Origin of the sequence: Pseudomonas sp. EMN2 (assembly GCF_009650555.1) — a bacterium.
GTDB classification, from domain to species: domain Bacteria; phylum Pseudomonadota; class Gammaproteobacteria; order Pseudomonadales; family Pseudomonadaceae; genus Aquipseudomonas; species Aquipseudomonas sichuanensis.
Map to the genome: position 1 here is coordinate 140,620 of NZ_VZZR01000037.1, position 12,576 is coordinate 153,195.

Consider the following 12,576-nt stretch of genomic DNA (forward strand, 5'->3'; position numbering starts at 1 on the left):
ATCGCGGGGCAAGTCGCATCGGCGCACCGCCGCCCCCACGCCATGTATCGTGGGAGCGGGCTTGCCCCGCGATAGGGCCAATGCCTTAAAATCGGCCATCCGCCGCAACCGAGCCCCCCATGCCCAGCTTCCAGCAACATGCCCAGATCGACTGGGACGACCAGGGCCGCCCCCACTCGCGCCAATACGACGATGTGTATTTCTCCAGGGAAGAAGGCATCGACGAAACCGTGCATGTGTTCATCGAGCAGAACCGCCTGCGTCAACGCTTCGCCGAACTGGCGCCACACGCCTGCCTGGTGATCGGCGAGACCGGCTTCGGCACTGGCATGAATTTTTTCTGCGCCTGGCAACTGTTCGACGAGCTGGCTAATGCCGATGCCCGCCTGCATTTCGTCAGCGTCGAGAAGTACCCGCTGACCCGTGACGACCTGGCGCGGGCCATGCAGCTGTGGCCACAGTTCGCCGCGTTCACCGGCCCGCTGCTCGAGCAGTACGTGGCCATCCACCCAGGCTTCCAGCAGTTCAGCCTCGATGGCGGCCGGGTGACCCTGACGCTGATGATCGGCGATGCCCTGGAGCAGCTGCCGCAACTCGATGCGCGCATCGATGCCTGGTTCCTCGACGGTTTCGCCCCGGCGAAAAACCCCGACATGTGGACCCCCGAGCTGTTCGCCCAGCTGGCACGCCTGTCGCACGCCGGCACCACTCTCGGCACCTTCACCACCACCGGCTGGGTTCGCCGGTCGCTGGTCGAGGCCGGCTTCACCATGAAGAAGGTGCCGGGGCTGGGCAAAAAATGGGAGGTGATGCATGGCCACTTCAGCGGCGAACCTGCCGCCCCGCCCGCCCCCTGGTACGCCCGCCCGGCCGCACTACCCGGCCCGCGCGAAGCCCTGGTGATCGGTGCCGGCCTGGCCGGCAGTGCCACGGCCGCCAGCCTGGCCGCACGCGGCTGGCAGGTCAGCGTGCTGGAACGCCACGACGGCCCGGCGCAGGAAGCCTCGGGCAACCCGCAAGGCGTGCTCTACCTCAAGCTGTCTGCCCATGGCACGGCGCTGTCGCAGATGATCCTTGCCGGCTTTGGCTACACCCGCCGCTGGCTGGAGCGCCTGCAACGCGGCCAGGCCTGGGATGGCTGCGGGGTACTGCAACTGGCCTTCGACGACAAAGAGGCCGAGCGCCAGGCCAAACTCGCGGCGGCGTTCGACAGCAGCCTGCTGCGGGTGCTGGACCGCGACCAGGCCCAGGCCATCGCCGGCGTTGCCCTGCCCGCTGGCGGTCTGTTCTACCCCGAAGGTGGCTGGGTGCATCCGCCCGCGCTGTGCCAGGCGCAGCTGGGCCATCCGCGTATCCGCCTGCTGAGCCACGCCAATGTGCTCGAACTGCGCAAGGCCGATGGCCTGTGGCAGGCCTGGGTCGGCGAACGCCTGCTGGCCAGCGCGCCGCTGGTGGTGCTGGCCGGCGCCGCCGAGGTGCGCAACTTCCCGGCCTGCGCCGGGCTGCCGCTCAAGCGCATTCGCGGGCAGATCACCCGCTTGCCGGCCACCAAGGCCAGCCGGGCATTGCAAACGGTGGTGTGTGCCGAAGGCTATGTGGCGCCGCCCCGTGGCGATGAGCACACCCTGGGCGCCAGCTTCGACTTCCACAGCCAGGACACCACACCGACCGTAGCCGAGCACCTGGGCAACCTGGCGCTGCTGGACGAGATTTCCACTGACCTGGCCGAGCGGCTGGCCGTCGGCACGCTCGATGTCGAGCAACTGCAAGGGCGCGCGGCGTTCCGTTGCACCAGCCCGGACTACCTGCCCATCGTCGGGCCGGTGGCGGACACCGAGGCGTTCAATGATGCCTATGCCGCGCTGGCCAAGGATGCGCGGCAGGTGCCGGATATCGCCTGCCCGTGGCTTGAGGGGCTGTATGTGAACAGCGGGCATGGCTCGCGTGGGTTGATTACCGCGCCGCTGTCCGGGGAGCTGATTGCAGCGTGGGTCAGTGGTGAGCCGTTGCCGGTGGCACGAGCCGTGGCCGAGGCCTGCCACCCGAACAGGTTCGCGTTGCGCCGATTGATTCGCGGTAAATAATCAAAGCATCGCGGGGCAAGCCCGCTCCTACGATAGTGCACTGCCCCCCAAGGGTTGGATTGATGTCCAACTTCTTGAGGGCAGTCCAAAAGCGTGGGAGCGGGCTTGCCCCGCGATGGCCTCCCAGGCCATATAACAGATTGATCTAAAACTCTCACAACCCACCCCGGTCCCTACCTAAGTGCCCTCATTCTGGGCACCTTCCCCAACGGCAAAACCGGTAAGGACTTATGTGCGGATTAGCAGGAGAGTTACGTTTCACCCCCTTCGACCAAGCCCCTCGCCCGGCGGACCTCGCCGCGGTGGAGCGCATCACCCACCACCTGGCGCCCCGCGGCCCGGACGCCTGGGGCTTCCATAGCCAGGGCCCGGTCGCCCTCGGCCACCGCCGGCTGAAGATCATGGACCTGTCCGACGGCTCGGCGCAGCCGATGGTCGACAACCCCCTCGGCCTGGCCCTGGCCTTCAACGGCGCCATCTACAACTTCCCCGAACTGCGCGAGGAACTGCAGGCGCTGGGATACCGCTTCCACTCCGACGGCGACACCGAGGTGCTGCTCAAGGGCTACCACGCCTGGGGCGCAGCGCTGCTGCCCAAGCTCAACGGCATGTTCGCCCTGGCCATCTGGGAACGCGACAACCAGCGCCTGTTCCTGGCCCGCGACCGCCTCGGCGTCAAGCCGCTGTACCTGTCGCGCAACGGCGAACGCCTGCGCTTCGCCTCGACGCTGCCGGCGCTGCTCAAGGGCGGCGACATCGACCCGATGCTCGACCCGGTGGCGCTCAACCACTACCTCAACTTCCACGCCGTGGTGCCGGCGCCGCGCACCCTGCTGGCCAACGTGCAGAAGCTCGAGCCCGGCACCTGGATGCGCATCGACCGCCACGGCGAAGTCGAGCGCCAGACCTGGTGGCAACTGCACTACGGGGCCAACCCCGACGAGCAGGAACTGGACCTGGAAGGCTGGACCACCCGCGTGCTCGACGCCGCCCGCGACGCCGTGGCGATCCGCCAGCGCGCGGCGGTGGACGTGGGTGTGCTGCTGTCCGGCGGGGTCGATTCGAGCCTGCTGGTCGGCCTGCTGCGTGAAGCCGGGGTCGACGACCTGTCGACCTTTTCCATCGGCTTCGAGGACGCAGGTGGCGAGCGCGGCGACGAGTTCCAGTACTCCGACCTGATCGCCCGCCATTACGGCACCCGCCACCACCAGTTGCGCATCGCCGAGCACGAGGTCATCGAACAGTTGCCGGCGGCGTTCCGCGCCATGAGCGAGCCGATGGTCAGCCATGACTGCATCGCCTTCTACCTGTTGTCGCGGGAAGTGGCCAAGCACTGCAAGGGCGTGCAGAGCGGCCAGGGCGCCGACGAACTGTTCGCCGGCTACCACTGGTACCCGCAGGTGGATGGCGCGCAGGACCCATTTGCGGCCTACCGCGAGGCCTTCTTCGACCGCAGCCACGATGAATACCGCGACACCGTGCAGGCCCCCTGGCTGCTGGAAAACGACGCCGCCGGCGACTTCGTCCGCGAGCACTTCGCCCGCCCAGGTGCGCCGGACGCGGTGGACAAGGCGCTGCGCCTGGACAGCACGGTGATGCTGGTCGACGACCCGGTCAAACGGGTGGACAACATGACCATGGCCTGGGGCCTGGAGGCGCGCACCCCGTTCCTCGACTACCGCCTAGTCGAGCTGTCGGCGCGCATCCCGGCGCGCTTCAAGCTGCCCGATGGCGGCAAACAGGTGCTCAAGCAGGCAGCGCGACGGGTCATCCCCCACGAGGTGATCGACCGCAAGAAGGGCTACTTCCCGGTGCCCGGGCTCAAGCACCTGGAGGGCGCGACCCTGGGCTGGGTGCGCGAGCTGCTGACCGACCCCAGCCAGGACCGTGGCCTGTTCAACCCGGCGATGCTCGACCGCCTGCTGAGCAACCCCCACGGCCAGCTCACCCCGTTGCGCGGCTCCAAGCTGTGGCAGCTGGCAGCGCTGAACCTGTGGCTCAGCGAACAAGGAATCTGATCGATGAAAGCCCACGAAATCGCCTACGGCCAGCGCCTGTTGCGCGGCCAGGCGCCGTCCTACGAACGCCTGCAGGCGCGTCTGGCCGGTGACGGCAGCGAGCCCCACGACCAACCCCGCGCGGTGCACTGTGGCTGGGGCCGCCTGCTGATCGGGCACACCTACCCCGACCCGGCCAGCCTGGCCGACGCCCTGCTGCAAGAGCGGGCCGGCGAGCGCGACATCGCCCTGTACGTGGCCGCACCGCAGCAGGTGCTGGCCCGAGCACCACAGCAGTTGTTCCTCGACCCGTCCGACACACTGCGCCTGTGGTTCACCGACTACCGCCCGGCGCAGCGGGTGTTCCGCGGCTTTCGCATTCGCCGTGCGCAGAGCCCGGCGGACTGGCTGGCGGTCAACGCGCTGTACCAGGCCCGCGGCATGCTGCCGCTCGACCCCGACCTGCTGACCCCGCGCCACCTCGGTGGCCCGGTGTACTGGCTGGCCGAGGACGAAGACAGCCACGCCGTAATCGGCAGTGTCATGGGCCTGAACCACAGCAAGGCTTTCGACGACCCCGAACACGGCAGCAGCCTGTGGTGCCTGGCGGTCGATCCGCACTGCACCCGCCCCGGCGTCGGCGAGGTGCTGGTGCGCCACCTGATCGAGCACTTCATGAGCCGCGGGCTGGCCTGTCTCGACCTGTCGGTGCTGCACGACAACCGCCAGGCCAAGCGCCTGTACCAGAAGCTGGGGTTTCGCAACCTGCCGACCTTCGCGGTCAAGCGCAGGAACGGCATCAACCAGCCGTTGTTCCTGGGCCCCGGCCCCGAGGCCGGGCTCAACCCCTATGCGCGGATCATCGTCGACGAAGCGTTGCGCCGCGGCATCGAGGTGCAGGTGAACGACGCCGCCGCCGGGCTGTTCACCCTGGGCCTGGGCGGCCGGCGCATCCGCTGCCGCGAGTCGCTCAGCGACCTGACCAGCGCCGTGAGCATGACCCTGTGCCAGGACAAGCGCCTGACCCGCCAGGTGCTGCACGACGCCGGCCTGCAGGTGCCGGCGCAGCAGCTGGCGGGCAACGCCGACGACAACCTGGCATTTCTCGACGAGCATGGCGCGGTGGTGGTCAAGCCGGTGGACGGTGAGCAAGGCCAGGGCGTGGCAGTGAACCTGACCGGCATCGACGATATCGGCCAGGCGGTCGAACAAGCCCGGCGCTTCGACAGCCGCGTGCTGCTGGAAAGCTTCCACCCGGGCAGCGACCTGCGCATCCTGGTGATCGGCTACGAGGTGGTGGCCGCGGCCATCCGCCACCCGGCCCAGGTGATCGGCGACGGCAAGCACAGCCTGCGCGCGCTGATCGAGGCCCAGAGCCGCCGGCGCCAGGCTGCTACTGGCGGCGAGAGCCGCATTCCGCTCGATGACGAGACCGAACGCACGCTCAAGGCGGCGGGCGTTGGCTACGACCATGTGTTGCCGGCCGGCCAGCGCCTGGCCGTGCGACGCACCGCCAACCTGCACACCGGGGGCACCTTGGAAGACGTGACCGAACGCCTGCACCCGGTGCTGGCCGATGCCGCCGTGCGGGCTGCGCGGGCGCTGGAAATCCCGGTGGTGGGGCTCGACTTCATGGTGCGCGATGCCGAACAGCCCGATTACGTGATCATTGAGGCCAATGAACGCGCTGGGCTGGCCAACCATGAACCGCAGCCGACCGCCGAGCGCTTTGTCGATTTGCTGTTTCCCCATAGCCGGCCTTTGGCGTGAATCAGTGCCGGCCTCTTCGCGGGTAAACCCGCTCCCACAAGATGCGCGCGGTACCTGTGGGAGCGGGTTTACCCGCGAAGAGGCTGGCACAGGAACCAAGGAGCACCCATGACTGAACGACACCCCGAACCCGATCTCGACTACCTGAAGAAAACCCTGCTGGAAATGCTCGCCATCCCCAGCCCCACCGGTTTCACCGACACCATCGTGCGCTATGTCGCCGAACGCCTGGACGAACTGGGCATCCCCTTCGAACTGACCCGCCGCGGCACCATCCGCGCCACGCTCAAGGGCCGGCAGAGCTCGCCGGACCGAGCCGTATCCGCGCATCTGGATACCATCGGCGCCAGCGTGCGCCAGTTGCAGGACAACGGCCGGCTGGCGCTGGCGGCCGTGGGCTGCTGGTCAAGCCGCTTTGCCGAAGGCAGCCGGGTCAGCGTATTCACCGATACCGGCGTGTACCGTGGCAGCGTGCTGCCGCTAATGGCCAGCGGGCACGCCTTCAACACCGCCATCGACCAGATGCCAATCAGTTGGGAACATGTGGAAGTGCGCCTGGACGCCTACTGCACCACCCGCGCCGACTGCGAGGCGCTGGGCATAGCCATCGGTGATTTCGTCGCCTTCGACCCGCTGCCGGAGTTCACCGAAAGCGGCCATATCAGCGCCCGTCACCTCGACGACAAAGCCGGCGTGGCGGCGCTGCTGGCAGCGCTCAAGGCCGTGGTGGAAAGCGGCCAGCAGCCATTGATCGACTGCCACCCGCTGTTCACCATCACCGAGGAAACCGGCTCGGGCGCTGCCGCCGCCCTGCCCTGGGATGTCAGCGAATTCGTCGGTATCGACATCGCGCCGGTGGCCCCCGGCCAGGCCTCCAGCGAACATGCGGTGAGCGTGGCCATGCAGGACTCGTCCGGGCCCTACGACTATCACTTGTCGCGCCACCTGCTGAAGCTGGCGGGCGACCAGGGCCTGCCGGTGCGCCGCGACCTGTTCCGCTACTACTTCAGCGACGCCCATTCGGCGGTGACCGCCGGTCACGACATCCGCACCGCCCTGGTGGCCTTCGGTTGCGATGCCACCCATGGCTACGAGCGCACCCATATCGACAGCCTGGCGGCCCTCAGCCGGTTGCTCTGCGGCTACCTGTTGAGCCCGCCGGTGTTCGCCAGCGATTCGCAGCCGGCCAACGCCTCGCTGGAGCGCTTCAGCCACCAGCTTGAGCACGATGCCCAGATGGAGAGCGACACCCGGGTGCCGGCGGTGGACAGCCTGGTGGGTAACAAGGGGTAAGGCCTTGTGATGTCTGCACGGGCCTCATCGCCGGCAAGCCGGCTCCCACATGGACCGCGCCATCCTTAATGTGGGAGCTGGCTTGCCAGCGATGAGGCCAGTGCAGGCAATACAAGACAGTTGCGCCCACTAAGTGGACTTGCACATCCACTGCAGGAGCCGCCAATGCACATCGCACAGCTTGCCCCGCCCTGCGCCACCCCGCACAATGTCAGGCCTTTCTGGCGTCAATCCGCAGGACCCTGCATGAAAATCAACAAACCCACCGCCATCGCCCGCCGCAACGAAGCGCTGGCCCGCCCGGTACTCGACAGCGACAACACCCTGTTCGCCATCCTCGACACCAAGCGCAACCTGTGGTGGTTCGACGTGCCGGTGGCACTGCTGCGCAAAGGCCAGCCCGACTGGGTCAACCTGTTGCTGCACACCCCGGAAACCGACGAACTGCAGCACCTGAAGGTGCCGGTCAACTTCCTGCGTGCTCACCAGGAGCAGATGGAAGTGCGCCACCCCGGCAAGCGCCGCTCCACCATCAGCCTGGCGCTGAGCGCCGACCGCGATTCGCTGCTGCGCGACACCCGCCCGGGTGGCGAGCAACTGGATTTCCGCACCTTCGTACAGGCCTGATCAGGCCCGCTCGATCCGGTCGTCATGGATGACGATCTTGCCCTGCTTGAACAACGCGCCAATGGCCTTCTTGAAGTTGCCCTTGCTGACGTTGAACATCTGGCTGATCACCGCCGGGTCGCTCTTGTCGCACACCGCCAGCACGCCGCCGGCCGCTTCCAGGCGCTGCATGATCTGCTCTTGCAGGCCGTCGGCCAGTGCTTCGCTCACCGGCTGCAGGCTCAGGGCGATCTTGCCGTCGTGGCGCACTTCCTTGATGAAACCCTTCTCGTGCATGCCAGAACGCAGGAACTTGAATACCTCGTTCTTGTGGATCAGGCCCCAGTGGCGGTTGTTGATGATCGCCTTGAAGCCCATCGGCGTCTCGCCGGCCACCAGCAGCTCGACCGGCTGGCCGACCTTGTAGTCGACCGGGGCGTTGTCCAGATAGCGATCCAGCTTGGCGGTGGCGGTGATGCGGCGGGTGCGCTTGTCCAGGTAGGCGTGGACCACGCAGTAGTCGCCGATCTTCAGCGGCCGCGACTCTTCCGAGTACGGCATCAGCAGGTCCTTGGACAGACCCCAGTCGAGGAAGATGCCGGCGCCGTTGATGTCCTTGACCTTGAGGCTGGCGAACTCGCCCACCTGCATTTTCGGCTTCTCGGTGGTGGCGATCAGCTGGTCTTCGCTGTCCAGGTAGATGAACACGTTGAGCCAGTCATCGAGCTCCAGCTCTGCACCCTTGGGGAAGTAACGACGTGGCAGCAGGATTTCGCCATCGGCGCCGCCGTCCAGGTACAGGCCGAATTCCACGTGTTTCACGATTTGCAAACTGTTGTAGCGCCCAAGCAGAGCCATTTGTGAAGATCCTCAAGACAAGGCGGCTATTCTAACACCTGACCCGCCCGGCCGCCCGAGCGCTCATGCACCGGAACCGCCGCGCGCCCTTCGCGTCTACCGCCTGGCCAGTCCCTGCAAGGATTCGCTCATGCCTGTACGCCTGACCAAAGCCCTGCTCATGGTCGTTGCCCTGGCCCTGTTGCTTGTGGCCTGCAACCGCATCGACCTGGCCTACCGCAACCTCGACCGCCTGGTGCCATGGTCGCTGGGCGACTACCTGGACATGAACCGCGAGCAGAAGCGCCTGCTCGACGAACGGCTCAAGGAGCAACTGGCCTGGCACTGCAGGACCCAATTGCCCGGCTACCTAGACTGGCTTGACCGGGTGCAAGGGATGGTCGCCAGCGATACCGTCACCGATGCGGCCCTGCAACAGCGCACTGCCGAGGCACGCCAGGCGATCGGCCGGGTCGCCGAGCAGATCACCCCCTCCGCCAGCGAGCTGTTGCGCGGCATGAGCGACGCCCAGGTGGCCGAGATGCGCCAGGCGTTTCGCCAGGACATCGAAAAGCGCCGGCAAGCCTACGCCGAGACGCCGCTGCCCAAACAGGTCGCACAACGCGCCACGCGCATGGAGAAACGCCTTGAGCCCTGGCTTGGCGAACTGACCCGCGAGCAGCGCCTGCGGGTGATGAGCTGGTCGCAGGCGTTAGGTGACCAGAACCGCAGCGCAATCGCCAACCGCGCCCACTGGCAACAGCAACTGGCACTGGCGATGGAGCAACGCGCCTCCCCCGGTTTCGAGCCACGCCTTGCGCAGTTGCTGCAGCGCAAGGAGAGCCTGTGGACGCCGGAGTACCGTCAGGCCTTCCAGAACAGCGAGCAGCAGGCACGCAGCCTGCTGGTGGACCTGATGAAACAGAGCAGCCCGGCGCAGCGGCAGTTCCTGCAGCAGAAACTGAACAAGGTGCGCACGGATTTCAGTGAGTTGAAGTGCCTGAAAGGCTAAATCAGCCGCATGGGCATTGTGGGAGCGGGCTTGCCCCGCGATAGCGTCCGACCAAGCAATGGATGTGGCCCGACTGGCGCTATCGCGGGGCAAGCCCGCTCCCACGAGCCCCCTGTCAGAGCCTCATGTAGCGCATCCCGTCAGCGCACCTTGCGCCGGTACGGGAACACATCGATCACCTTCCCCGCCCGGATGGCCTCCTGCAACCCCTTCCAGTAATCGGCGTCATACAGCTCGCCATGCAAGCGGCTGAACAAGCGCCGCTGCCCCATGTCGGCGAACAGGAACGGTGGGAACTCCTCGGGGAACACGTCGTGCGGGCCGATCGAATACCACGGCTCGCCGGACATTTCGTCCTCCGGATAGCGCGGTGGCGGGATATGGCGGAAGTTGACCTCGGTAAGGAAACAGATTTCGTCGTAGTCGTAGAACACCACCCGGCCATGGCGGGTGACACCGAAGTTCTTCAACAGCATGTCGCCAGGGAAAATATTGGCCGCCGCCAGTTGCTTGATGGCCAGCCCGTAATCTTCCAGCGCCTCCAGCACCTGCGCCTCACTGGCGTGCTCCAGGTACAGGTTGAGCGGGGTCATGCGCCGCTCGGTCCAGCAGTGGCGGATAAGCACGGTGTCGCCTTCCAGCGTTACGGTGGAGGGCGCCACCTCCAGCAGCTCGGCCAGGCACTCGGGGTCGAACTTGGCCTGCGGGAAGCGAAAATCGGCGAATTCCTGGGTATCGGCCATGCGCCCGACGCGATCGACACTTTTCACCAGCCGGTACTTGTCGATCACCGTGGCACGGTCAACGGTCTTGGATGGCGAAAAGCGGTCCTTGATGATCTTGAACACCGTGTTGAAGCCCGGCAGGGTGAACACGCTCATCACCATCCCCCGTACCCCTGGGGCCATGATGAAGCGGTCATCGCTGCGCGCCAGGTGACCGATCAGCGCGCGGTAGAACTCCGACTTGCCGTGCTTGTAGAAGCCGATCGAGGTGTACAGCTCGGCGATATGCTTGCCCGGCAGGATGCGCTTGAGAAAGTTGACGAACTCCGCCGGCACCGGCACATCGACCATGAAGTACGAGCGGGTGAAGGAGAAGATGATCGATACCTCGGCCTCGTCGGTGATCAGCGCGTCGGCCTCGATGCCATGCCCTTCGCGGTGCAGCAGCGGGATCACCAGCGGCCATTGCTCGTCGACCGTGTGCAGGCGCCCGACCAGGTAGGCGCCCTTGTTGCGGTACAGCACCGGGGTGAACAGCTCCACGGCCAGCGCCGGGTCCTTGCACACCCAGTCAGGCAGGCTCTCGCGCAGTTGCTGCTCCAGCCGTGCCAGGTCGCCCTCCAGGTCGCCGTAGGCCTCGTTGAATGCATAATCGGCGAAGATCGCTCGCAACAAGCCCTTCAGCCCGCCTTCGAGCGGGTAAGTGCAGGTTTGCGCCGCGCGCTCGTGGCTGCGCATCGAAGGCCGGGTGGTGTGGATGAACATGCAGCCGTCGCTGATCTGGTCATGGCTGAACAGGCTGCAGAACAGCGAGTTGTACCAGGTCTCCGACAGTTCATCGTCCAGCCGCGGGTCGATCAGGCGGATGTAGGCGTTCTTCACCAACGGCCACTGCTCCACGTCCAGCAGCACTGGCGCCGCGAACCCTTGGCGCAAGCGGCCGTTGGCTTCGGCGACCTTTTCTTCGTAGAGGTTGATACGCGCCGCAGCCGCCTGCTGGATGTCCTGCCAGCGCGCCTGCTCGAAACGTTCGCGGGCGCCCAGGGTGATGCGGCGAAAATGCTCGCGGTAGTCGTCGAAGCCCTCGAGGATCACGCGGGCGATGTCGGCAGCGGGCCAGGGTTGGGTCATGCGCGGGGCCTCGAATCAGGGTGAGTTAAAGAGCTTAGTCGCCTGCGAGTTTTACGGAAGACCGTAAGGCCTATCGCGGGGCAAGCCCGCTCCCACGCCTTGAACTGGCAGCGTGGGAGCGGGCTTGCCCCGCGATAGGGCCGAACACAATGACTGAGCAAGAAAGCACAAGAATCACCCAACCCGGTGACGTACACTCGCGCCCCTGCCCCACTGCCGGAGACACCTGTGAGCCCCATCGCCCTCGCCCGCCTGCTGACCCTTGCCGCTGTCTGGGGAGCGAGCTTCCTGTTCATGCGCATCATCGCCCCGGAACTCGGCACCGTGCCGACCGCGTTCTTCCGGGTGTCGATCGCCTGCCTGGGGCTGATCGCGATCCTCGCCGCTACCCGGGTGCGCTGGGACTTCAACGGCAAGCTGGGCGCCTGCCTGGTGCTGGGCATGATCAACTCCGGCATCCCCGCCACCTTTTATTCGGTGGCGGCGCAGGTGCTGCCGGCCGGCTATTCGGCGATCTTCAACGCCACCACCCCGCTGATGGGCGTGCTGATTGGCGCGCTGTGCTTCCGTGAACCGATGACCCTGGCCAAGCTGTGCGGGATATTCCTCGGCCTGTTCGGCGTCGGTATCCTCAGCGGCGCAGGGCCTGCGGCGCTGGACCTGGCCCTGCTGCAAGGCGCTCTGGCGTGCCTTGCGGCAACCACTTGCTATGGCTTCGCCGGCTTCCTCGCCCGGCGCTGGATCAGTGGCCTGGACAGCCGCCTGTCGGCCCTGGGCAGCATGCTCGGCGCCACCCTGTTGCTCAGCCCGCTGTTCGCCTGGAGCGCCCTCACCCAACCGCCAGCCAGCTGGGGCGGCTGGCAGGTGTGGCTGTCACTGCTGGGCCTGGGCCTGCTGTGCACGGCGTTTGCCTACATCCTGTACTTCCGCCTGCTGGACGAGATCGGGCCAGTCAAGGCCAGTACCGTGACCTTCCTGATTCCGGTGTTCGGCGTGCTGTGGGGGGCATGGCTGCTGGACGAGCCACTGTCGATGGCACACCTGTACGGCGGCGTGCTGATTGGCGCGGCACTCTGGCTGGTGCTGCGCCCTACCCGGCAGTGAGCCGGATGGCGTGAGAG

At 66.5% G+C, this 12,576-nt stretch carries 9 protein-coding genes; 7 read left to right on the plus strand and 2 right to left on the minus strand.

Translation table 11 applies throughout. The annotated features are described in order from the left end of the window. The first annotated feature begins 119 nt into the window (after positions 1 to 119). The 5 genes from mnmC (at position 120) to F6X61_RS13145 (ending at position 7,771) form a co-directional block, all read left to right on the plus strand. Positions 120 to 2,084, plus strand: coding sequence for a bifunctional tRNA (5-methylaminomethyl-2-thiouridine)(34)-methyltransferase MnmD/FAD-dependent 5-carboxymethylaminomethyl-2-thiouridine(34) oxidoreductase MnmC (mnmC, locus tag F6X61_RS13125; RefSeq protein WP_153786973.1), 1,965 nt, complete (start codon positions 120 to 122; stop codon positions 2,082 to 2,084). 230 nt (positions 2,085 to 2,314) lie between these two features. Next, positions 2,315 to 4,102: an N-acetylglutaminylglutamine amidotransferase gene (locus tag F6X61_RS13130; RefSeq protein WP_153786974.1), complete on the plus strand. Its 1,788-nt coding sequence runs from the start codon at positions 2,315 to 2,317 to the stop codon at positions 4,100 to 4,102. Between the two features lie 3 nt (positions 4,103 to 4,105). Continuing rightward, positions 4,106 to 5,851, plus strand: coding sequence for an N-acetylglutaminylglutamine synthetase (gene ngg, locus F6X61_RS13135; RefSeq protein ID WP_153786975.1), 1,746 nt, complete (start codon positions 4,106 to 4,108; stop codon positions 5,849 to 5,851). A gap of 108 nt (positions 5,852 to 5,959) precedes the next feature. Continuing rightward, complete coding sequence (locus F6X61_RS13140) at positions 5,960 to 7,144, plus strand: osmoprotectant NAGGN system M42 family peptidase (RefSeq protein ID WP_153786976.1); 1,185 nt, start codon at positions 5,960 to 5,962, stop codon at positions 7,142 to 7,144. 246 nt (positions 7,145 to 7,390) lie between these two features. Continuing rightward, positions 7,391 to 7,771 carry a hypothetical protein gene (locus tag F6X61_RS13145; RefSeq protein ID WP_110992499.1) on the plus strand — a complete coding sequence of 127 codons (381 nt, stop codon included), beginning with the start codon at positions 7,391 to 7,393 and terminating at the stop codon, positions 7,769 to 7,771. Here F6X61_RS13145 and F6X61_RS13150 read toward each other — a convergent pair whose 3' ends face one another. Then, a complete protein-coding gene (locus tag F6X61_RS13150) occupies positions 7,772 to 8,608 on the minus strand; it encodes a S1 RNA-binding domain-containing protein (RefSeq protein ID WP_153786977.1) in 837 nt (278 codons plus the stop codon). Between the two features lie 130 nt (positions 8,609 to 8,738). Between F6X61_RS13150 and F6X61_RS13155 the strand changes: the two genes are divergently transcribed. Next, on the plus strand, positions 8,739 to 9,599 hold the full coding sequence (locus tag F6X61_RS13155) for a DUF6279 family lipoprotein (protein ID WP_153786978.1): 861 nt from the start codon (positions 8,739 to 8,741) through the stop codon (positions 9,597 to 9,599). 140 nt (positions 9,600 to 9,739) lie between these two features. Here F6X61_RS13155 and aceK read toward each other — a convergent pair whose 3' ends face one another. Next, positions 9,740 to 11,455, minus strand: coding sequence for a bifunctional isocitrate dehydrogenase kinase/phosphatase (gene aceK / locus F6X61_RS13160; RefSeq protein ID WP_153786979.1), 1,716 nt, complete (start codon positions 11,453 to 11,455; stop codon positions 9,740 to 9,742). A gap of 228 nt (positions 11,456 to 11,683) precedes the next feature. Between aceK and F6X61_RS13165 the strand changes: the two genes are divergently transcribed. Next, complete coding sequence (locus F6X61_RS13165; RefSeq protein WP_153786980.1) at positions 11,684 to 12,559, plus strand: DMT family transporter; 876 nt, start codon at positions 11,684 to 11,686, stop codon at positions 12,557 to 12,559. Positions 12,560 to 12,576: the final 17 nt, after the last annotated feature.